Here is a 21,345-nt window from a genome sequence, read left to right as displayed (position 1 = left end):
GCACTGGTTGGTTAAATTTTCAACATTTTTGTAAATTCTTCTGACAAGGTTACAAAAGATGCTTTTGCAGTAAAACTTTTGTTGCTTTTGTATTGTGAGATTATTTCATATCCCATTGCATAGCCCATTAGGCCCGGGTAGCGCCCACTGCCAAATAAAAGCTCATCATGCAGACGGTGCCCCTTTTTAACCGACAGGTTCCCTGAAAGATACTTTTCCCAAAAAAATTCAAGTTCCCTGTGGGAATACTTTGCTGACCATTTTCCAATATATCGTTCACCGCACTCCTTGGCGACAGCGTGTTCCGCCAAACCTTCCAACACCATGGAGTCTAGCAGGGTGTAATCCCTTATATTCTTTTTTTGCATGCGCATGCGGCAGATATGATGATATTCGTGCACGAATAACGCTTTTAGCTCTCCCTCATCGTCAAGCGGCGTCAAAAACAAGAACATTTTGTCTTTAAATGAAACCCCCGACTTCCCATTACCATTCAGCATAAGGCGGCGCTGGGCTGCATCCATCGGAAAAATATAAACAGGTATTTCGGGGCCGTTCCACTTTTTCCGGTAATGCTGATGCAGGCGGTCAACCTTCACCCATATATCCTGTTTTTTCAATTCCTCAAAGATTTGCATGCTTCTTGCATTTGGCTTATACATGCCAAACTTCCGCAAATACTGATAAAAGGGAGCTGCGTTTTCTTCCTCTCCCTGCAATATTTCTGCACACATCTTTAATGGGTCGGAAAAATTCTCCTTCATCCACAAATCCGTCCTGATTACCCCATGTAGTTTCCTCCATATTTTTGCCTGTTGTCATCAGTATATGATGGGAAGGTGAGAATGTTTCTATATGGGGCGGCCCTGGTTCGGGGAGTCTGGATTCGAACAGATTGTGAGCGAGAAGTTTTGAATGCTTGAAGTGAATAATTTTTGCGGGAGCGTTATGAGGGCTTTGATGGTCAGATCTGCAGTGACTTTTTACTTTCCTTTCGGGGATTTTGGTCTCTGACAACCTCGCTCAGTGACCGTTTTGACGGACTCCCGCTAATTTGGGGCTCTGACACGAACTCTCAGTTCCCTTTTTGACGGACTCCCGCTATTTTTTGGTTCTGACAACTGCTCTCAGTGACCGTTCTGAAGTACTCCCGCTATTTTTAGGTTCTGACACTGTCACTGATCCGTAAATAACAAAAAATTGCCGGGAAAGATAGTTTCCCGGCAATCCCAAGAGGGGGCGTCCCGTCTTAAGCTTCATATTTTCTAAAGGCGATGGTGGCATTATGTCCTCCGAAGCCTAATGAGTTGCTGATCGCCGCCTTTACTTCCTGATGGCGTGATTCATTTGGCACATAATCAAGGTCGCAGTCCGGATCCGGTGTTTCGTAGTTCATGGTTGGAGGCAAGACCCCTTCTTTTAGAGCAAGGACTGTAAAGATTGCTTCTATTCCTCCGGCTGCTCCTAACAGATGGCCGGTCATCGACTTGGTCGAGCTGACGGCCAGCTTATAGGCATGCTCGCCAAACACTTTCTTAATGGCCATTGTTTCAAATTTATCATTGTATTCGGTGCTTGTGCCGTGGGCATTAATATATCCTACTTCTTCAGGGTTCAAGCCGCCGTCCTCAATGGCCATTTTCATCGCCCTGGCGCCGCCTTCTCCTTCAGGAGCCGGAGCCGTAATATGATAAGCATCGCCTGTTGCGCCATAGCCAACAATCTCGGCATAGATTTTCGCTCCGCGGGCCTTGGCATGTTCAAGCTCCTCGAGAACAAGAATGCCGGCACCTTCACCCATGACAAAACCATCGCGGTTTTTGTCAAATGGCCTGCTGGCCTTTTGCGGGTCCTGGTTTGTGGAGAGCGCGGTGTTTGCGCAGAAACCGGCAAAGCTCATCTTTGTAATTGGCGCCTCTGCTCCGCCGCTGAACATTACATCGGCATCGCCGCGCTGGATGACCTTAAAAGCATCTCCGATTGAGTTTGTTCCGGTTGCACAAGCTGTTACCGTGCAAGAATTGAATCCGCGTGCACCCAATGTGATGGAAACCTGGCCAGTTGCCATATCCGGAATCATCATAGGAACGAAAAATGGACTGACACGTCGATGTCCACGATTCAAAAATGTTTCATGCTGCTGCTCGAATGTTTCCATTCCGCCAATCCCTGAACCAATCCACACTCCAACTCTAGGAGCATTGTCATCGGTAATTTCAAGGTCTGCATCTTTTACCGCCATCAAGGATGCCGCCACTGCATAATGTGTGAAACGGTCCATCTTTCTGGCTTCTTTTCTATCGATGAAATCTTCAATTGAAAAATCCTTTACCTCTGCCGCGACCTTGGCAGGAAAGTCATCTGGATTCAACCGTGTGACCGTTCCAATTCCCGAAACACCTGCAATGATATTCTTCCATGCTGTTTCTGCATCATTTCCAACTGGAGTTACAGCTCCAATTCCAGTTACAACCACTCTTCGTTTATCCATCTATTTCATCTCCTTTATTCGTGACATTTATTATTGGCCCCAACGCATTGCGATTGCTCCCCAGGTCAATCCGCCACCAAAGCCGACCATGACAATAAGGTCTCCATCCTTGATTTTCCCCGCCTCAATCTCTTCGACGAGGGAAATTGGAATCGATGCTGCTGATGTGTTTCCGTATTTATGCACCGTCTTGGACATTTTTTCTATCGGAAGCTCAAGCCGCTGCCTTGCCGCTTCCATAATTCTGATATTTGCCTGGTGAGGGATGAGGAAATCTACATCCTCTTTGGTAAGCCCAGCCTTTTCAAGGACATTGATGCTGCTTTCTCCCATCTGCCTGACTGCAAATTTGAAGACTTCCCGGCCGTTCATTCTGATGTGTGAATCCTGGTAAAGATATTTGCCGCCAGAACCGTCAGAGCCAAGTTCAAAGGAAAGGATCCCTTTGCCTTCACTTACCGGCCCCATGACAACGGCACCAGCGCCGTCCCCAAATAAAACAGCAGTATTGCGGTCTTCCCAATCCGTAATCTTGGACAGCTTTTCAACTCCTACTATTAAAACATACTTGTAGCTTCCTGTTTCAATAAACTGCTTTCCTGTAACAATACCATACATAAAGCCGGCACAGGCAGCGCTCACATCCATGGCTGCCGCTTTCCTAGCCCCTAGTTTTTCCTGCAGCATGCAGGCAACACTTGGGAATGGCTGGTCAGGTGTGACAGTGGCAACAAGGATGAGGTCGATGTCTTCCGGCGCCACGCCCGCATCATCTAATGCCTTAACAGCTGCTTCATAACCAATGTCGGAAGTATCCATGCTTTCACCGGCAATCCTTCGCTCTTCAATTCCAGTTCTGGTCCTAATCCACTCATCTGAAGTATCCATTACTTTCTCCAGATCCAGGTTTGTAACCACTTTTTCTGGAATAAAGCGCCCGATCCCTAAAATCCCTGCATTCATGGGAGCCATCTCCTTTTGCATTATCTATATTTTTAATATCAATTATTATTATCTGGTACTAATTTTAGCAGAGTGGGTTCTGTTTCCGCAATAGGAAATTGGTTAGCTCCGCTAATGACTATGCCGGAGGTGCTAATCATTCATAAGCTATACAAGGAGAAACTCGATTTTATAGGAGGAGAGCAGATGGCGGATAGCGGGGAAAGGGAATTAGCTGAAGAGAGCTATTTGGAAGAAGGCAAAGAGACCGTATCAGAAAATCGAATGAGCATATTTGATCGCATCATGTTTGGTCCGGGAAGAACAGAAGGAAGGCAGCAAGAAGATCCTTCCATTTTCGGTGATGTTAATCAGGGCCACTCCCAAAACCAAATCAACCTGGAAGAGATCATGGTCCATATCGACACACTCGTCGATTCTGCACGGCAGCTTAAACCGATGTTTTCGAAAATACGTCCATTCTTTGACCAGTTCTTAAAAAAATAGGCTGCGGTATTCGCCGCAGCCTATTTTTTTAAGACAGGATAGGATGGTTCCTCTGGAGCAAGGTCCCAATTGACCGCCAGGCCGACTGAGTCCTCTTGGCCGGACAGGGAGACCGCATGATCATAATCATTCGGCAGCTTGCCTGTTTCCTTATAGTTGCTGATATGCATTTCCATCACCTGGCGGAAAGGTTCGTCCACCTTAGGGCTGAATTTCCCAAGAGAAATCACATCGTCCTGAAAGTCAAAAAACAAGTTGCCAGATTTTAAATCTTTAGCATTGTATTTGGAGGCGACCAGTTCGTATAGCTGGTCCACATGCTGGACGGTGCTTGTGAGGACAGTCGATTCCCCGAGGTCGGATTGGTCGGAAATATACCCAATCACATATAGCCCATTTTCCTTCACCTTCTCAATAACGGGAACATTATAACCATCCCCTGCAGGGTAAATGACATCCGCACCGCCGTTTAAGACTTTCCCCAGAATATCCAGTGCTTTTTCATGGTCATCCCAATGGCCGACATAACGGATGTCCACTTCCACATCTTTGTTATAAAAAGCAGCACCCTCGTAAAAACCCTCTACTTCCGGCTGCCACTCGAACGCTGCTATTACGGCAAGGTAATCGGACTCCGACATATGCGCCGCCACCATGCCTCCAAAGAATCCCATCGCGTAAGCCTCGAAATTCAGGCTTGTTGTATTGTCATTCTTGGCATCCCCGTTAAAACTGATAAAGTGAATATCAGGGTACTTTTTGGAAAAGCTGTTGAAATAAACTGCGTATTCATTCCCGTGGCCAAAAACAAGGTTTACCCCATTACGATCGAACTCGGCGACTGCATCCTCCACCAGCGCCTGGGAATTCATTCCTTCCTTATAATAAACATCTATATTGAACCTTGACTGGATTTTCAGCAGACCCCGATACCCTTTGGTACCCCATACCTGGTCATTGATTGTTTCAGGTACCAGCAGGCCGACTTTTTCTATTTCTCCAGTTGAAAGGGGCTGCCCACAGCCTCCTAACAATAGCAGGCTTAGCAAAATAAGCCCGAAACGTTTTAACATGCCGTGCAACTCCTTTTGCATTTCCTACTCCAATCAAAAAGAAGGCTATTTTTTCAGACAAAGCATCAATCATGTACAATTTTACTTTTTAACCATTGATTTGAAAAGACTTTTATCAAGGTTAAAGCATTTGGCCAAGAAGCCAGCGCTCATATTGCCTGCATTGGTTTTCCAATCCTGTACGAATTTCCATTGGTTTTGGTACGCTCACCAGGGAGAGCCCATCTTCCGTTCTTCCATGCGATGTTTTTTTTCCTGCCTGTTTTAGAAGCTCCTGTCTTATTTTTTCAGCCCCCATTGTTCCCCTATCATTACCGGCAATCACCAATGATTCCTGCAGGCATTCTTCCCATCCTTCCGGATTGCCGCTGCTGACCAAGAAAGCTCCTTCCGCTTCTTCCATCAGCCCAAGACAAAGAGAGGCTGCATCTTCAATATAGACAGCGTCCGTGAGGGACTCCCTCCTGAGGCACAAGGAATGGCTGACATCTGCAGGAAACAAAATTTGTTGAAAAAGATACTTATCCGGCTGCCAGGGACCATAAAGGGTGGGCAGGAATATTTCGGGACCCAAGTGTTTTGTTTCGTCAATAAATGCTTCGCACTGCTTAAGAATGTCATTTCTCAAAGGCTTTTCATGGGCGAATTGCTCGGGAAACAAAAAGATGACTTTTGAAGGACAGGGGGAAAGAGTGCATAGGGATTTGGAGAATAGTAGGTCATTAAAAAGATTGGCATCACTGCCATCCATGAAATAATCATAAAAAGGAATAATAATTGGAACAGGAGTTTTATTGATTTCAGACAGCCATTCCTCATTTACTTGTTCAAAAAAATTGGCATTTCGGCCAATTTCAAGCCGCTTTTCATCATCAAACTTGCCAGACTCCCTCGTTCCGGGTGAAATACCCAAAACACGAAAGCCCTTATCAAGCATTATTTTACAGATGCTGTAGCCGAGGAAACCAAATGGCCCGATAATAATTGCTCTATCCATTTTCAGCCCTCCTGATACAATCTCTGTGTATCTTATGAAAAGACTAGGATATTATTGCTACAGATTAGAGAATTTGCTCATGTTTCCTGAAAAACTGGATGGCGAGCGGACCAATATGTGGTTTTTTTTCCGGGACCATATAACAAACTGAAATAGGCAGTTTTTCTTTCTCCCATATAATGCTATATTCATTCAGCAGCTTTGACTGCCTGTATCCGCGGCTTCCTGCAAGAATATGAATGATCCTGACCGGAATGTCCTTTGAAAATTCCGGCATGCTGCCCTGATCTTCAAACATTGCCTCTACCTGGCCGCGGTCTACCTGATAGGAAAGGGATAGTTCCTTTATTAGCTTCTTATAGAAAAATTTGTGCTCTTTTTCCTGCTGAAGATGCTGCCCGAGGGAAAGGATTGGGTTGATTAAAAGCAGAGAACGGATATCCATTCCGCTGCTAATTAGTTTTAAAGCTGTCAGTGCTCCCATCCCTTCGGCTACGACATGGATCTTCCCATTAAGTATTTCATTTCTCTTCACATGGGCAAGGAGGCCCTTTGCCAGATCAACAGCCTTGTCGCTTCCCCAATTCAAGCCATACAAGTTGGAATAAAAGATGGTATAGCCGCACTGCCTCCAGTTTTCCAGAAGCATTCGCTTTCCCTCGTTTTGCATCCAAAAACTGTTTTTTTCCTCAACAAAATGCCTTTCGTCCCCCAAAATCAGGATACCGAAACCATTCGGCTTGTAAGGATAATGAATCATGTTCCATTGGGTATCCAATTTAAAGTTCCGGTAATCCATTTTCAAAACTCCTTTAAAAGTATGTTCATATTAATCTATGAAGTTTACAATAAAATGAATAGGGATTAGCCTAAAAGAACGGAATTGTCACTTGGCGGAAACCATTTTTTATATTTATTATTCTAACTTGTTATGGTAAGATTATTGAAGACTATACATAGGCAGAGGTGAAGTTTATGCGCTATTTCTGGACAGTCTTCTGGACGTTCCTTCTCATCCAGATGCTTGTATATGTAGCCGGTTCCATGATTGGTGTCGCCTACGATTTGCAAACAGGCATCATAATTACGATTGCTGCTTCCATTTTGATTTTTATCGCTCCGCTTGTGCTTCCCAACGAACCCGTTGAGGATCACCATTAATACTTGCATGAAAAAGGGTTGCGGAATTATCACTGCCCTGCTTTATGCAACCCAAGAAAATAGTCATCCTTCGAAAAGGATGACTATTTTTCATTTTATTTGAAGGCTGATTTCTCCTGCATCAATGCTTATATCCACTATGCTTTTTGGTTTAATGCTTCCAGAAATAATTTCACGGGCCAGCTTTGTCTCAATATTGCGCTGTATATATCTTTTTAACGGCCGCGCTCCGTATACCGGATCAAATCCATTAAGAGCAATATACTCCTTTGCTTCCTCGCTGATGTGTACCTGGACCTGCTGGTCGCTTAGCCTTTCCTGCAGTTCCTTCAGGATTTTCACTACAATTTCTTTGATCTCATTGAGCTGCAGTGGTTTAAACAGGGTGATTTCATCTACCCTGTTCAGGAATTCCGGGCGGAAATGACTGCGGAGCTGGGACATGGCGAGGTCTCTCGCTTTTTCGGAAATGCCATCCTTCCCTTGTTCCAGGAGGTGCTGCGAACCGATATTGGAAGTCATAATAATGACGGTATTTTTAAAATCGACTGTCCTCCCCTGGGAATCCGTAATCCGCCCATCATCCAGCATTTGCAGCAGGATATTGAATACCTCCGGGTGCGCTTTTTCAACCTCGTCAAGGAGGAGTACGGAGTATGGCTTCCTCCTGACCGCTTCTGTCAGCTGGCCGCCTTCCTCATATCCTACATACCCTGGAGGGGCTCCGACTAATCTTGAGACAGAATGTTTTTCCATATACTCGGACATATCTAGGCGTATTAATTGATCCTCACTGTCGAACAGGGCCTGGGCCAATGTTTTGGCCAGTTCTGTTTTCCCGACTCCTGTCGGCCCTAAAAAAATGAATGAACCAATCGGCCTGTTTGGATCCTTGATTCCCGCTCTGGCTCTCAGGACCGCATCCGCAACAAGAGAAACGGCTTCATCCTGGCCGATAACCCTTTCCTGGAGGATGCTTTCGAGACGAAGCAGTTTCTCGCGCTCCCCTTCAACCAGCTTCGTAACCGGAATTCCCGTCCACCTTCCAACGATCGAAGCAATTTCTTCTTCTGTTACTTCCTCCCTTAAGAGCTTGTCCTCGTTTTGGCTGAACCCCTGCTCCAGCTGCTTCAGTTCCTTTTCCAGGGCAGGAATCCTTCCATGCCGCAGTTCAGCCGCCCTTTCCAAGTCGTAATCATTTTCTGCCTTATCAAGCTCATGCCTTAACTTTTCCAGCGTCTCCCGTTTTTGCCGCACATGCTGGATGCCCTCTTTTTCCTTTCGCCATCTTCCTTTCATGAATGCTGCTTTTTCCCTAAGATGTGCTAATTCCTTTTGAAGAGCATTTAGCCTTGCCTGGCTTGCCTCATCCTTTTCCTTCCTTAAAGCCGCTTCCTCGATTTCCAGCTGCATCATTCTTCTCGTGACTTCATCCAGCTCAGTCGGCATGGAATCAATCTCGGTCCGAATCATGGCACATGCTTCATCCACAAGGTCGATTGCCTTGTCCGGCAAAAACCGGTCAGTAATATACCGGTCCGAAAGTGTGGCAGCGGCAACTATAGCTCTGTCATGAATATTTACGCCATGATGGATCTCAAACCGTTCCTTGAGCCCCCGCAAAATGGAAATGGTGTCCTCGACGGTTGGTTCTTCCACGAGCACTTGCTGAAACCGCCTTTCAAGCGCTGGGTCTTTTTCAATATATTTGCGATGTTCGTCCAGTGTAGTGGCACCTATGCAATGCAATTCTCCCCGTGCGAGCATGGGTTTCAGCATATTTCCTGCATCCATGGCACCTTCTGTTTTCCCTGCACCTACTATTGTATGAAGTTCATCGATAAACAGCAGAATATTCCCTTCACTTTTCCTTACCTCGTTCAGAACAGCCTTTAGCCTTTCCTCAAATTCCCCTCTGAATTTCGCCCCTGCGATCAGGGAACCTATATCCAGGGAAAAGATTGTTTTATCTTTTAAGCCTTCAGGGACGTCCCGTCTTACGATCCTTTGGGCTAGCCCTTCAACGATCGCGGTTTTCCCCACTCCAGGTTCCCCAATCAATACTGGGTTGTTTTTCGTTTTCCTGGAAAGAATCCTGATGACATTCCTAATTTCGCCATCGCGGCCGATTACTGGGTCCATCTTTCCATCTTTTGCTTCTGCGACGAGGTCTCTGCCATATTTCTTTAATGCATCATAGGTAGCTTCCGGATGTTGTGAAGTCACTCGTTGATTCCCCCTCATGTCTTTGATTGCAGAAAGAAGTTGTTTGCGATTGACCCCTTTACTGGCAAATATACTGCCGGTGTCTGAACGTTCTGCCTTTTGAAGTGCAAGCATCAGATGCTCGGATGATAAATACTCGTCCTGGAAGGATTGCTTTTCTTTATCTGCATCCACTAACAGCTTTTGCAGGGAAGAGGTTATATACAGCCTTCCTTCTTCGGTTCCGCTTCCGGAGACCTGCGGCCTTTTCCGAAGCAGACTTTTTAATTCTCCCCTAAATTCTTCCACATTTTGGCCAAGACGCTGCAAAATGGCGGCTGCCAGGCTTTCGTCCAGATTAAGCATGGCTAACAGGAGATGATCTTCTCCGACTTCCTGATGGCTATATTCCGCTGCCAGGGACTGTGCCTGCAAAAAAGCCTCCTGGGTTTTGGCTGTCATCGCGTTGAAATCCATCCATATCCCTCCTTTGACCATATTTGACCTTTATATTCATTATATTATAGTATGTACCCAAATTAAAGCCATCCGGTCGCGGATGGCTTTAATTTGTTCTTATGAACTTGGTCAAGGTCTTCTTTTATAGGTCCAAAGCCTGTTATGGTTGGCTGTTTCCGGAAAAGAGTCTCCCGCCTTAAGCCTGACCTTTTGGGGATTGTTCACATTGCTCCCGGTTTCCCCAATTTCAATGTATATTCCATTATTGGGCGCTTTCTGCCCTGGCCGGAATTGACGGTTTTGTCCCATGGCGCTGCCTCCTTTTGCAAAGTAGGTGCCTCCCTATTTTGCCCACGGACACGGAAGCGATGAAGGAAATGTTCCCCATGGACACATTAGTCTTTCAAAAGTTCGACAAGCAGCGCTTTTTGGGCATGCATCCTGTTTCCTGCCTGCTGGAATACAACAGAATTAGGACCGTCAATAACCCCTGACGTAACCTCTTCTCCTCGATGTGCCGGAAGACAATGGAGGAAAAGGTAGTCCGGCTTCGCATGGCTTACCAGTTCCTCATTCACTTGATAGCCCTCGAATTCCATCAGACGAACTGCATTTTCGTCCTCCTGCCCCATGCTGGTCCAGACATCCGAGTATACCACATCTGCATCCCTGACAGCCTCAACCGGGTTTTCGGTTACCAAGATCTTGCTTCCGGTGGTGCTGGCAAATTCTTTGCAGGTTTTAAGCACCTCTTCTGTCGGCCAAAACTTTTTGGGTCCGGCAATCGCAAAGTCAATGCCCAGCTTCGCGCATATGGCCATCAGCGAATTGGCAACATTGTTGCCGTCCCCTACATAGGCAACTTTCAATCCTTCCAAGGTTTTCTTGTGTTCTTTAAGCGTAAGGATATCCGCAAGTGCCTGGCATGGATGTGCAAGATCTGTCAGTCCATTGATCACCGGTACGCCGGAGTTGGCAGCCAGTTCTTCAATCCTGTCATGGCTGAACGTCCGGATCATGATACCATCTACATATTGTGATAGCACTTGGGCTGTATCTGCAATCGATTCCCCTCTCCCAAGCTGGGAATCCTGTGTGTTCATGAAAATGGCATGTCCTCCTAGCTGCAGCATGCCTGCCTCAAAGGATACGCGTGTCCTCGTAGAGTTCTTTTCAAAAATCATACCCAAAATCTTGCCTTCAAGGGGTTTGTGTCCGCTCTTTTCCGCCTTTAGCTCTTCCGCCTTTTCAAGGATTTTCAGAATTTCTTCAGCCGAATACTCGGCAATAGTCAGGAAGTGCCTGCCTCTTAGCGGTGATGCTTCCTTTGTATTCATTTCCTGGGACAAACTCATTGCAGTGTCACTCCTTTTATTTTTTCGTTAAGCCACTCTCCCATCGGCTTCACATTCCATTTGCTTTCCTGGCTGGCCAGGAGAAAAGCCTTCAGCGTTTCTTCCTGTGAAAAAACCAGTTTTCGTCTGCGGATTGCCCACTGCCGGAGGACAATGTCCTGCTCTGTTCCTCCGCTGCTGTATACTCCTGCACTATCGTCCAGTTCATTCAATTCTCCCCGGAAAGGAACCATCTCTATTCCCATGGATGCTGCCTCCTGGATCAGTTCAGGGGCTGCAGTCGTATAAACGATTAGGTTCTTGGCATTTTTCGCTGATAATGAGGAATAATACTTTTTAAGTGCTTCTTCCAAGGTTGCCCCTACACTGATTCCCTCTCCGGTGGACATCATTTGCGGTCCTGTTTTAATATCAAGACCCCTTAATGCGAAGTTGGAGAACACCGGATATTTAAGGCACACATAAGTTTCCTGGGTGGCAGGCAGTTCATCCTTCGACAAATTATATTTCCCAAGCAATATTTTTGTCGCTTTATTGACAAGGGGCACTCCAGTCACCTTGCTGACAATCGGCATTGTGCGGCTGGAACGCGGATTAATTTCAAGAATATATACCTCTTTTCCAGAAACGATATATTGAATATTCATTAAGCCTTTATACTTGGTATATTTAATGATTTTGGACGCATAATCGATGATCTTCTTCTGGACATCCTGTGAAAGTGTCTGGGCAGGGATAACGGATAAACTGTCTCCGGAATGAACACCTGTTTTCTCAACATGTTCCATGATTGCCGGTACAATAATGTGCTCCCCATCTGCCGCTAAATCAATTTCCGCTTCATTTGCCGTGAGGAACTGATCAACCAGCACCGGGAATGAAACCTCTTTCTCGCTCAGGTAACTGGACAATTCGCTCCCGTTACCAATAATATCCATACCCTGTCCGCCAATCACATAGGAAGGGCGCAGTAAAACTGGATATCCGATAGCCGAGATTCCTTCAATGAGTTCATTGCGGTTTGAAGCAGTGACCCCTTTCACCCTCGGTATCCCAAGGTCATCGAGAAGGCTATAAAATTTGTCGCGGTCCTCAAACAAATCGATCATCTCCGAACTCGTACCCAACAGTTTCAGCCCGTATTGCTCAAGACCCTCCGCCACATTCAAGGCGGTTTGGCCGCCCAGCTGTACAATGACTTCTTCTATCCCTTCTGTATCAATGACATCAAGGATTTCCTCAAGGCATAAAGGTTCAAAATACAAACGGTCAGACAGGGCAAAGTCAGTGCTAACGGTTTCGGGATTGTTGTTAATCATAATGGTTTCAATTTTTTCTTCCTTTAATGCCAGAACTCCGTGAACAGAACAGTAATCGAATTCTACTCCCTGGCCGATCCGGATTGGGCCGCTGCCAATAATCAGTATCTTTCTCTTATTGGTTTTTGGCGCTTCATTTTCTCCATAGTAGGTTGAATAGAAGTAATTTGAGACAGAATCAAATTCCGCTGCACATGTATCCACCATTTTATAGGAAGGCCTTACGCCATACTTCTTCCTGAGTGTCCGCACTTCGCTTTCCGGGATTCCCCAGGCATAGGCCAAATGTCTGTCACTGAATCCTTTTTCCTTAAAATAAGCCAGATTTTCAACGGTCACATTGCCTGCCGTACAGGAGGCAATTTCATGTTCAAGCTTAACAAGCCCTGCAAGTTTCGAGAGGAAAAAATGATCTATTTTGGTTTTTTCATGAATGAAGTTTTTGTCTACTCCGCGCCGCAAAAGTTCAGTTACCACAAAAAGCCTTTCATCCGACTGTTTTTCCATCAAGGCAATTAATTCATCTGTCGACTTTTTCCCCATTCCCGCTGCATGTAAATCGGATAGACCAATATCCAGGGAGCGGACAGCCTTCAATAAAGCGCGTTCGAAGTTTCGGTCGATTCCCATCGCTTCGCCAGTAGCCTTCATCTGGGTGCCGAGGGTGCGTTCTATCCCCGGAAACTTGTCAAATGGCCATTTCGGGATTTTGACAACCACATAATCAAGAGCAGGTTCATAACTGGCAAACGTGTTGCCGGTTACCGGGTTCTTAAGCTCCGACAATAAATAGCCAACGGCCACCTTCGCGGCCATTCTCGCAATTGGATAGCCGGTTGCCTTCGACGCCAGGGCAGAAGAGCGGCTTACACGAGGGTTCACTTCAATCAAATAATAGTTCTTGCTGTTAGGGTCAAGGGCAAATTGGATATTACACCCTCCGACAATCCCCAGGGCAGAGATGATTTTGACAGCAGCTGATCGGAGCATCTGGTATTCACGGTCTGTAAGGGTTTGTGATGGGGCGACCACAATCGAATCACCGGTATGGATGCCGACAGGGTCGAAGTTCTCCATATTGCAGATCGCAATGCAGGTGCCATTTGAGTCCCGCATCATTTCATACTCGACTTCTTTAAAGCCGGCAATGCTTTTTTCGATAAGACATTGGTGGATTGGGCTTTCATTCAACCCGCCGCCCACAAGAGATTCAAGTTCCTCTTCTGTCGAAGCAATTCCCCCTCCCGTGCCGCCCAGGGTGTAGGCAGGCCTGACAATGACTGGATATCCAGTTTCTTTTGCAAATTTCAGGGCTTCAGGGACGCTGTGAACAATTACACTTTCAGGCACAGGTTCGTTCAACTCGTGCATCAGGCTCCGGAAGGCATCACGGTCTTCCCCCTGCTTTATCGACTCAATGGAAGTTCCAAGGACTTTCAGGCCGTATTTTTCTATGATTCCATGCTCATTCAGCTGAAAGGCCATGTTCAGTCCGGCCTGGCCGCCAAGAGTCGCAAGCAATCCGTCAGGTTTTTCCTTAATGATGATTTTTTCTACGCTCTCCACTGTCATTGGTTCAAAATAGACGGCATCGGCAAAAACAGGATCAGTCATAACCGTTGCAGGGTTGTTGTTAAGCAGAATGACACGGTATCCCTCTTCTTTCAGGGCAATGCAAGCCTGTGTGCCCGCATAGTCAAATTCAGCGGCCTGCCCGATTACAATCGGGCCTGAGCCAATTACTAAAATGGATTGGATGCTGGTATCTTTAGGCATAGTTCACTACTCTCCGCTTCGTTGTTTGCACAAGTTTGATGAATTCGTCAAAAATAAATTCGCTGTCACCCGGTCCCGGGTGCGCTTCCGGATGGAACTGAACCGTCACCAAAGGAAGATGGAGATGGGACAGTCCTTCGACAGAGCCATCATTGCAATTGATGAATCGAGCTGAAAGCCCTGCCCGTTCCAGGCTGTCTTCATCCACTACATAGCTGTGGTTTTGGGAAGACATAAAGACCTTTCCTGTCTCCTGGTCATGGACAGGCTGGTTGGCTCCCCTGTGGCCGAACAGCATTTTTTTTGTGTCGCCGCCAAGCGCCAGCGCTGCGAGCTGGTGTCCAAGACAGATTCCTAATGTCGGAAAATGCTCGATCACTTTCTTTATTTGCGGCAGCTGTTTCTCCAAATCCTTCGGGTCTCCAGGGCCATTGGACAATAGCACTCCGTCAGGCTGAAGCGACTGGATATATTCAAAAGAACTTTTATAAGGTACCACTGTGACTTTACACCCTTTTTGCAGCAAGCCGTCGAGTATCGATTTTTTAAAGCCAAAGTCAAACAGGACGATATGATGGTCTCCCTTGCCATGTGTTTCTGTTTCCTCTGAAGAAACTTTGCCAACCTTAAGGTCTCGATGGAGCATAAAATTTGTTTGTGAGTCTTCCCTGGCAGAAAGGACAGCTGGCATTGAACCATGCTCCCGGATTTTTTTAACCACAGTCCTTGTGTCCACATGGGTTAAAACAGGGACGCCCCAGTTTTCCAGGTAGGCGGTCAAGCTGATGTCGGACTCATAATGAAATCCATCACGTTCTGCTTCGTATACAATTACAGCTGCAGGATGCGGCTTCAGGCTCTCCGCATCTGCCTTGTTGATGCCATAATTGCCAATCAGCGGATAGGTAAATACAACAATCTGGTCCTTATAGGAGGGGTCTGTCAATACTTCCTGATAACCACTCATTCCCGTAAAAAATACGATTTCTCCTTTTACCTCCGCCTCGGGAACTTTACCTGCCCAAATGCCTTTATAGGAAACACCTTCACTTAGATGTAAATATCCGTCCATTCCCACACCTCGTATATAATGAATATTTATTTAGATATATTGATATTTATTCAATTTTGACCAAAAAGATACAGCTAACTTGCCGCCGGAGCAAGCGCTGTGATTGTTTCTTCCAGCAGGTTCAATGCTTTGTCCGCTTCCTCCTGGCTCATATTCAGCGGAGGCAGCAATCGAATGACATTTTCACCTGCAGGCAGGGCGAGCATTCCTTTTTCTCTAAGTAGCGCAAGTGTCTCTTGCACATTGCCAGAAATTTCAATCCCGACCATCAGCCCCATCCCTTTAATGGCGAGCACTCCCTCCAGACTGCCAAGCTTTTCTCCAGCTTTCTCAAATAAGTAATTCCCCATATCCATGGCCTGTTTTAAAAACACCGGCTCAAAAATCGTTTCCATCGTGGCTACTGCCGCCGAAACGGAAATCGGATTTCCGCCAAAAGTGGACCCGTGGCTCCCCGGCCCAAATGCACCCTTCAGTTCAGCGCTGCCAACGATGGCACCAATTGGGAACCCGCTTCCAAGTCCCTTTGCCACTGTTATGATATCAGGCTTCAGGGCAAAATGCTGGAAGGCAAAAGCTTTTCCTGTCCGGCCGACTCCTGTTTGTATCTCGTCAATGATCAGCAGTGCCCCATGCTCTTTGCAGGAAGCTTCAACGGCTGATAAAAATTCGCTGGAAGCCACATTGATGCCTCCCTCTCCCTGAATGACTTCGAGGATGACAGCAGCGGTTTCTCCGTCGATTTCCTTCTTCAATGCCTCTGCATCATTAAATGGAATGTGCACAAACGTTTCAAGCATTGTCCCGAAACCTTGTTTAATTTTATCCTGCCCTGTCGCCGCCATTGTTCCGAATGTACGGCCATGGAAGGACTTGATGAAAGAAATCACTTTTGACCTGCCGGTTGCTTTTCGTGCAAGTTTTATTGCCGCCTCGTTGGCCTCTGCCCCGCTATTGGAAAAGAACACATAATCCAGACCGGACGCTTCTGCCAGCAGCTTGGCTGCTTTCTCCTGGATTCCCTGCTGGAACAGGTTGGAAACATGCCAATATTCCTTTAACTGCCCTGAAACGGCCAGCTCCACCTGTGGTGGCCGATGGCCAAGATTGCAAACACCAATTCCGGAAGTAAAATCCAGGTATTCCTTTCCGTCTTTTCCTGTCAGGTAAGTTCCTTGTGCGCTGGCCGGCTCCACTTCCCATCGCTGATAAGTAGGAAAAAGATGGCTCATTTCAACACCCCCGCTTTTCCGGTAATGGCGGTTCCGGACCAATTTTCATTTTGGTAAAACTCCTTCTTGCCGGAAACGATCATGACCTTGTCTATTCCTGTTTCCAGGACCGAAACAGCCGATTCCACCTTTGGAATCATTCCGCCGTAAATATGCCCTTTAGATACATAGGATTTAATTTCGGAAACCGATGCTTCGGCAATCAGGCTCCCCTCAATCATAATTCCGTCTACATTGGTCACAAACAGGCACCTGTCCGCACCAATCGCCTTTGCCACTGCTGCAGCAGCATAATCCGCATTGATATTAAGGCGCGAACCGTCTTCTGAAACAGCTACTGGCGTGATAACCGGGATGAGGCCTTCTTCTGTCAATTTCGAAATGATGCTGCCATTAACCATTGTAATTTGGCCAACAAGTCCCAGTTCCGCTTTATTAATGTAATCTGCCACCAGGCATTTGCTGTCACTGCCGTTTAGCCCAATCGCATCCAGGCCGTTTTCCTCCAGCAAATGAACCAGCTGACGGTTGGTTTTACCAGAAAGGACCAGTTCGACAACTTCCATCGTTTTTTCGCAGGTTACCCTGAGACCGTTGTTAAACTTTGGTTCTATCTGGTAAAGTTCAAGCATTGCATTAATTGCTGGACCGCCCCCGTGGACAATTACAGGTTCGTACCCATGGTTCATAAGGGAAGCGATACTCCCGAAAAAGGCGGAAGATAATTCATCAATGACACTGCCGCCGCATTTGATGACGATTTTTTTCTTTTGCATATGCCCTCCTATGTCCGGTAGCTGGCGTTGATTTTCACATAATCATAGCTTAGGTCACAGCCCCATGCCATGCCTTTACCGGCACCCCCATTAAGATTGACTTTAATTTCAACGGTCTCATTCTCAAGGTAAGCCTTGGCTTCTTCCTCCGAAAATTCGACGGGTGTACTGCCCTTCAGCATCAGAATGTCTCCCAGTTGGATGTCAACATTTCCGGGACCCACAATCGCATCCGCCTGGCCGACAGCTCCAATGATCCGGCCCCAGTTAGCATCTTCTCCAAAAACGGCGGTTTTGACGAGATTGGAACCGACAATCTGTTTGGCTATCGTCCGGGCATCTTCATTTGAACCCGCTCCGCTTACAGTAACCTCGATCAGTTTGGTTGCCCCCTCGCCGTCCCGGGCAATCTGCTTTGCCAAGTCTTCGCAATTTGCCTTTAAAAGGTCTACAAAAATGGTCCAGTCCGGATGGTCCGGGGTAAGCTCTTTCGTGCCTGCCTCGCCGTTCGCCATCACCAGTACCATATCATTCGTTGATGTATCTCCGTCGACCGTAATTTGGTTAAAGGTTACATCTGTTACTTCCTTCAGCGCAGAATGCAGGTGTTCAGTCGAAATGCTTGCATCTGTTGTGATAAAGCCCAGCATTGTCGCCATATTAGGGTGAATCATCCCGGAACCTTTGGCCGCTCCCCCTGCATGAACAAGCTTACCGTCTATCTCCGCACTGTAGCAGCAGCTTTTCATTACCGTATCGGTTGTAAGGATTGCCGTCTGAAAGTCCTGGGCATTCTTTTCGGAGCTTCCCGGTACCAGTGCCTTAATCCCAGCCTCAATCTTCTCCATTGGAAGAAATTCACCGATGACCCCGGTCGATGCCACGGCAATATGATGTTGTGCCACCTTGAATGCTTCCGAGGCCAGCGCCCGCATTTTGTAGGCATCCTCCAGCCCTTTTTGGCCAGTACACGCATTGGCGCACGCACTATTGACAATCACAGCCTGGATTAGGCCTTCACTAGAGATGCTGTCCCTTGTCACCCACAAGGGAGCCGCCTGAAAATGGCTTGTTGTATAGACTGCTGCACAGCTGGCCGGTTTTTCGCTGATTATGACTCCAATATCGAGCTTGTTGTAACGCAGTCCGGCATGGACTCCCCCTGCCAAGTACCCTTTTGGGCTTAACACACCGCCTGATTCTACTTTTCTAATAATCTCTTTCTCTGTCAAAGCCTGTTTCATTGCATCCTCCTTAAGGATAGATCGGGATGAAGCCCAATCCTTCTTTTTCATCCAAGCCGTTCATTAGGTTTGCATTTTGCACTGCCTGGCCGGCAGCACCTTTCATCAAATTATCAATTACGGAAACGATGGTGAGCCTTCCTGTCCGAGGATCAGCATGAAGGCCGATGTCGCAAAAGTTGCTGCCGCTCACTTCCTTAATGGCGGGAAAATCCCCTTCTTTTCTAACCCTGACAAAGTGGTGGCGGCTATAGGTCTCCTGATACAAATCTAACAATTCAGAGGTTTTCAGCTCCCTTTTCAATTGAACGTACATGGTTGCCATGATTCCTCTTGTAAGAGGCAAAAGGTGGGTGCTGAACGTTATCGGCGAAGTTTTAGCATCCCATTGTTTGAGCTGCTGCTCAATTTCCGGAATATGCTGGTGCTCATTCACTTTGTAAATTCTGAAGTTATCGTTCATCTCGGCAAAGGCACTTACCCTTGAAAGGGTTTTGCCTGCTCCTGATACACCTGACTTGGCGTCAATGATGATCCCTGCAGCAGGATCAATCAGGCCTGCTTCGGCAACGGGCCCCAGGCCCAGTAGTGCTGCCGTCGGATAGCACCCTGGATTAGCGATAATTTTAGCGCTCCTGATCTTTTCACTATTCCATTCACTCAAGCCGTATACAGCCTGATTGATGATGCTTTTCTCCACTGGTTTGTGTTTATACCATTTTTCGTACTCTTCAGGACTGGAAAGCCTAAGATCTCCTGATAAGTCAATTACCTGAATATCTTTTCCTGCAAAGGCCTTGGCAAGCTCTCCGGATATCCTTGACGGGGTTGCCAGGAATACAAGGTCGGCCTCCTCCGCGATTGTTCCGGGATCAATTTTTTTTAGGGAGTGTTCAAAAATTCCTGCCAGATGAGGAAATTCATCTGTTATAGCCGCCTCATCCCTGGAAGAGTGGACTGAGTGAATTTGAAAAACAGGATGATTATGCAATATCCTGATCAACTCTCCTCCACCATATCCTGTTGTTCCTATTACCGAAACTTTCACTCTGTTCCTCCTCTCAGTCGCGTATGAATAAATAAACAACGAAACTTATAATTATTAATTTTTATTCTTCTTATTATAAGAACTACTTTCAAATAACGCAACTGATTTCTTAAAATTCCATATACTTTATTTCAAAAAAAACAGCCCGGCGTAGTCCGCGCCTGGCTGTTTTTCACTCCTGTAGTCTATATAATTGCAATAATCATGATAATGAAGAACCCTACAGCATTGATAATTTCATAAATCCCCAATTTCATGATACCCAATTGTTTTCCGTGAAAATATACTGCTCTCGCCAAGCTGGGCACAAAGGCGAATGCCGCAATCCATTCCCCGGCTGCCAGCCAGAGGACCGGAACAACAACGTGATAGGTCCATGAGATATATTTAAAGTTCCCATTCTTCTTCTCCCTGACCATCGACTTCACATAAAAGGTGCTGCCGATAAAGAAAAGCACTGAAGCTGCAAAGGCCAGCACAGCTCCTTCTGTAATGACCGCTTCAGGCAGATAGCTGCTTGCCAGGCCGGCAATTCCAAAAGTAATCACGGCACTAAAATCATTAAGGAGTGCCCGGTCCTGGTTCCGGCTGGAAAAGTAGGCATTGACTATAAAGAAAGGAATCATGGCTAAGCCAAAATAGACAATTGACGGTGTTGTGAACAAGGGAATCATTAATAAAAGCAAGGATGGGATAAGGTAAATGAACGTCCATTTCCGATAAAAGGCCGCTTTCTTCTTTTTAAATAAGAGCAGCATTGGATAAGTTGCCAAGTATAGGAAGAGCCAGCCGATGAAAAACGGGATATGCTGCCAGACAATTTCAGTTGCGGCTGCCCCAAGCCAAAATGGAATGATCAACATCGCCCACGCACCGTGCTGCTTTGGCATAAACAATTTCACAACAGTCACTCCCTTGTGTGTTTCTATACTTACTATAAACCACTTGGAAACGCAAAAAATGTGAAGCACATCACATTTCCAGGTTCCAAACTAGCATTGACACCGAATTGTCAAAGAAAAGCGTAAGCGCCTTGCCCAGCCCCGACCAGCATAAGACGCTCCAGAATAGAAGGCGCTCTTTGCCTTCAATTCTGGAGTGGCTTATGACTCGAGCTGCTCAAAGCTCCGCTTCTCGCAAGATAATCGAGGAAGTTAATTCAAGGATGAAAACTGGCTAGGCGCTGGAGCTGGACAGTTTTCTAAGTGCCAAAAGTTATACCTATCAATAAAAAAGACACCATTACAGGTGCCTTCTAACCAGCCGAAGCTTGATATGCAATCTCTTAATGTATAAATGCGGCTTTATGATATAAGCCATTTTATTCGTAAAAGCCAATGCCAGCAAAAATACAAAGACGATGATAAAATGCATTTTTGAAAGCAGGGACGCATTCAGGATCAAATTCAAGTCAGGCCTTAATTGAAGCAGGCTCAGCAGCCATAACAGCAGCCTGGTGAATTCGTCAGTGAAATGGATAAGCCCCACTCCTGTAATCGTGCATAAAATAAGCAGACACTTTAGTGAACGGGTTAAAATCCGTTCCGGAATGGAAGAAGCATTTGTTCCTGCCGGTGTGTCAAACTGCCAAATTACACCCATGCCGAATATAGCCACGACCATGTACGGAAATACAATCCAAAGTAACAATTTTTCTATTTCCACGTTGCTCACCTCTACCACGTAGT

At 46.4% G+C, this 21,345-nt stretch carries 19 protein-coding genes; 2 read left to right on the top strand and 17 right to left on the bottom strand.

Features of this window, described 5'->3' with window-relative positions; translation table 11 throughout:
* Positions 1 to 11: 11 nt before the first annotated feature.
* The 3 genes from WQ57_RS16360 to WQ57_RS16350 form a co-directional block, all read right to left on the bottom strand.
* Positions 12 to 764, bottom strand: a complete 753-nt coding sequence (locus tag WQ57_RS16360) for a DUF2268 domain-containing putative Zn-dependent protease (RefSeq protein WP_046524840.1) — start codon at positions 762 to 764, stop codon at positions 12 to 14.
* Between the two features lie 485 nt (positions 765 to 1,249).
* Positions 1,250 to 2,491 (bottom strand): beta-ketoacyl-ACP synthase II, encoded by a 1,242-nt coding sequence (fabF, locus tag WQ57_RS16355; RefSeq protein WP_046524839.1) that lies wholly within the window; start codon positions 2,489 to 2,491, stop codon positions 1,250 to 1,252.
* Between the two features lie 30 nt (positions 2,492 to 2,521).
* Positions 2,522 to 3,454, bottom strand: coding sequence for a beta-ketoacyl-ACP synthase III (locus WQ57_RS16350; protein ID WP_046524838.1), 933 nt, complete (start codon positions 3,452 to 3,454; stop codon positions 2,522 to 2,524).
* A gap of 186 nt (positions 3,455 to 3,640) precedes the next feature.
* Between WQ57_RS16350 and WQ57_RS16345 the strand changes: the two genes are divergently transcribed.
* Positions 3,641 to 3,940, top strand: coding sequence for a hypothetical protein (locus WQ57_RS16345; protein ID WP_046524837.1), 300 nt, complete (start codon positions 3,641 to 3,643; stop codon positions 3,938 to 3,940).
* 20 nt (positions 3,941 to 3,960) lie between these two features.
* Here the strand turns inward: WQ57_RS16345 and WQ57_RS16340 are convergent, their stop codons facing one another.
* The 3 genes from WQ57_RS16340 to WQ57_RS16330 form a co-directional block, all read right to left on the bottom strand.
* Entirely contained in the window at positions 3,961 to 5,013 is a 1,053-nt protein-coding gene (locus WQ57_RS16340; RefSeq protein ID WP_084820298.1) for a BMP family ABC transporter substrate-binding protein, read from the bottom strand.
* A gap of 121 nt (positions 5,014 to 5,134) precedes the next feature.
* Positions 5,135 to 6,010, bottom strand: coding sequence for a hypothetical protein (locus tag WQ57_RS16335; RefSeq protein ID WP_046524836.1), 876 nt, complete (start codon positions 6,008 to 6,010; stop codon positions 5,135 to 5,137).
* 64 nt (positions 6,011 to 6,074) lie between these two features.
* On the bottom strand, positions 6,075 to 6,809 hold the full coding sequence (locus WQ57_RS16330) for a hypothetical protein (RefSeq protein WP_046524835.1): 735 nt from the start codon (positions 6,807 to 6,809) through the stop codon (positions 6,075 to 6,077).
* 176 nt (positions 6,810 to 6,985) lie between these two features.
* Here WQ57_RS16330 and WQ57_RS16325 point away from each other — a divergent pair, with 176 nt between their 5' ends.
* The gene (locus tag WQ57_RS16325) at positions 6,986 to 7,171 is read left to right on the top strand and encodes a YjzD family protein (protein WP_046524834.1); all 186 of its coding nucleotides are present in this window, start codon (positions 6,986 to 6,988) and stop codon (positions 7,169 to 7,171) included.
* Between the two features lie 90 nt (positions 7,172 to 7,261).
* Here the strand turns inward: WQ57_RS16325 and clpB are convergent, their stop codons facing one another.
* The 11 genes from clpB to WQ57_RS16270 all read right to left on the bottom strand — a co-directional run bounded on the left by clpB (position 7,262) and on the right by WQ57_RS16270 (position 21,322).
* Positions 7,262 to 9,853 (bottom strand): ATP-dependent chaperone ClpB, encoded by a 2,592-nt coding sequence (gene clpB / locus WQ57_RS16320; RefSeq protein ID WP_046524833.1) that lies wholly within the window; start codon positions 9,851 to 9,853, stop codon positions 7,262 to 7,264.
* A gap of 111 nt (positions 9,854 to 9,964) precedes the next feature.
* Entirely contained in the window at positions 9,965 to 10,144 is a 180-nt protein-coding gene (locus tag WQ57_RS16315) for a YjzC family protein (protein WP_046524832.1), read from the bottom strand.
* Positions 10,145 to 10,230: 86 nt separating this feature from the next.
* Positions 10,231 to 11,172, bottom strand: coding sequence for an ornithine carbamoyltransferase (gene argF / locus WQ57_RS16310; RefSeq protein WP_046524899.1), 942 nt, complete (start codon positions 11,170 to 11,172; stop codon positions 10,231 to 10,233).
* Between the two features lie 14 nt (positions 11,173 to 11,186).
* The gene (locus WQ57_RS16305) at positions 11,187 to 14,285 is read right to left on the bottom strand and encodes a carbamoyl phosphate synthase large subunit (protein WP_046524831.1); all 3,099 of its coding nucleotides are present in this window, start codon (positions 14,283 to 14,285) and stop codon (positions 11,187 to 11,189) included.
* Complete coding sequence (locus WQ57_RS16300) at positions 14,278 to 15,357, bottom strand: carbamoyl phosphate synthase small subunit (RefSeq protein ID WP_046524830.1); 1,080 nt, start codon at positions 15,355 to 15,357, stop codon at positions 14,278 to 14,280. The genes WQ57_RS16305 and WQ57_RS16300 overlap by 8 nt, the downstream gene beginning before the upstream one ends.
* A 74-nt stretch (positions 15,358 to 15,431) precedes the next feature.
* A complete protein-coding gene (locus WQ57_RS16295) occupies positions 15,432 to 16,589 on the bottom strand; it encodes an acetylornithine transaminase (protein WP_046524829.1) in 1,158 nt (385 codons plus the stop codon).
* Positions 16,586 to 17,365 (bottom strand): acetylglutamate kinase, encoded by a 780-nt coding sequence (gene argB / locus WQ57_RS16290; RefSeq protein WP_046524828.1) that lies wholly within the window; start codon positions 17,363 to 17,365, stop codon positions 16,586 to 16,588. The genes WQ57_RS16295 and argB overlap by 4 nt, the downstream gene beginning before the upstream one ends.
* Before the next feature lie 8 nt (positions 17,366 to 17,373).
* On the bottom strand, positions 17,374 to 18,609 hold the full coding sequence (gene argJ / locus WQ57_RS16285; protein WP_046524827.1) for a bifunctional ornithine acetyltransferase/N-acetylglutamate synthase: 1,236 nt from the start codon (positions 18,607 to 18,609) through the stop codon (positions 17,374 to 17,376).
* Positions 18,610 to 18,619: 10 nt separating this feature from the next.
* Positions 18,620 to 19,657: an N-acetyl-gamma-glutamyl-phosphate reductase gene (gene argC, locus WQ57_RS16280; RefSeq protein ID WP_046524826.1), complete on the bottom strand. Its 1,038-nt coding sequence runs from the start codon at positions 19,655 to 19,657 to the stop codon at positions 18,620 to 18,622.
* A gap of 185 nt (positions 19,658 to 19,842) precedes the next feature.
* A complete protein-coding gene (locus tag WQ57_RS16275; protein WP_173427569.1) occupies positions 19,843 to 20,559 on the bottom strand; it encodes a YwiC-like family protein in 717 nt (238 codons plus the stop codon).
* Positions 20,560 to 20,899: 340 nt separating this feature from the next.
* The gene (locus WQ57_RS16270) at positions 20,900 to 21,322 is read right to left on the bottom strand and encodes a respiratory nitrate reductase subunit gamma (RefSeq protein WP_046524825.1); all 423 of its coding nucleotides are present in this window, start codon (positions 21,320 to 21,322) and stop codon (positions 20,900 to 20,902) included.
* Positions 21,323 to 21,345: the final 23 nt, after the last annotated feature.

It is taken from the genome of Mesobacillus campisalis (assembly GCF_000986785.1).
Lineage (GTDB): Bacteria > Bacillota > Bacilli > Bacillales > Cytobacillaceae > Mesobacillus_B > Mesobacillus_B campisalis.
Note: the sequence above shows the minus strand (reverse complement) of the source record. Positions and strands in the feature narration are given on the sequence as shown.

What these genes read in the sequence shown, in the direction of transcription:
- argJ (WP_046524827.1), bottom strand. Translation starts at nt 18,609, where the DNA reads ATGAAACAGGCTTTGACAGAGAAAGAGATTATTAGAAAAGTAGAATCA.
- WQ57_RS16305 (WP_046524831.1), bottom strand. Translation starts at nt 14,285, where the DNA reads ATGCCTAAAGATACCAGCATCCAATCCATTTTAGTAATTGGCTCAGGC.
- WQ57_RS16330 (WP_046524835.1), bottom strand. Translation starts at nt 6,809, where the DNA reads ATGGATTACCGGAACTTTAAATTGGATACCCAATGGAACATGATTCAT.
- argF (WP_046524899.1), bottom strand. Translation starts at nt 11,172, where the DNA reads ATGAATACAAAGGAAGCATCACCGCTAAGAGGCAGGCACTTCCTGACT.
- WQ57_RS16340 (WP_084820298.1), bottom strand. Translation starts at nt 5,013, where the DNA reads ATGTTAAAACGTTTCGGGCTTATTTTGCTAAGCCTGCTATTGTTAGGA.
- WQ57_RS16345 (WP_046524837.1), top strand. Translation starts at nt 3,641, where the DNA reads ATGGCGGATAGCGGGGAAAGGGAATTAGCTGAAGAGAGCTATTTGGAA.
- WQ57_RS16350 (WP_046524838.1), bottom strand. Translation starts at nt 3,454, where the DNA reads ATGAATGCAGGGATTTTAGGGATCGGGCGCTTTATTCCAGAAAAAGTG.
- WQ57_RS16300 (WP_046524830.1), bottom strand. Translation starts at nt 15,357, where the DNA reads ATGGACGGATATTTACATCTAAGTGAAGGTGTTTCCTATAAAGGCATT.
- fabF (WP_046524839.1), bottom strand. Translation starts at nt 2,491, where the DNA reads ATGGATAAACGAAGAGTGGTTGTAACTGGAATTGGAGCTGTAACTCCA.
- argB (WP_046524828.1), bottom strand. Translation starts at nt 17,365, where the DNA reads ATGCAAAAGAAAAAAATCGTCATCAAATGCGGCGGCAGTGTCATTGAT.
- WQ57_RS16295 (WP_046524829.1), bottom strand. Translation starts at nt 16,589, where the DNA reads ATGAGCCATCTTTTTCCTACTTATCAGCGATGGGAAGTGGAGCCGGCC.
- WQ57_RS16360 (WP_046524840.1), bottom strand. Translation starts at nt 764, where the DNA reads ATGAAGGAGAATTTTTCCGACCCATTAAAGATGTGTGCAGAAATATTG.
- clpB (WP_046524833.1), bottom strand. Translation starts at nt 9,853, where the DNA reads ATGGATTTCAACGCGATGACAGCCAAAACCCAGGAGGCTTTTTTGCAG.
- WQ57_RS16315 (WP_046524832.1), bottom strand. Translation starts at nt 10,144, where the DNA reads ATGGGACAAAACCGTCAATTCCGGCCAGGGCAGAAAGCGCCCAATAAT.
- WQ57_RS16325 (WP_046524834.1), top strand. Translation starts at nt 6,986, where the DNA reads ATGCGCTATTTCTGGACAGTCTTCTGGACGTTCCTTCTCATCCAGATG.
- WQ57_RS16335 (WP_046524836.1), bottom strand. Translation starts at nt 6,010, where the DNA reads ATGGATAGAGCAATTATTATCGGGCCATTTGGTTTCCTCGGCTACAGC.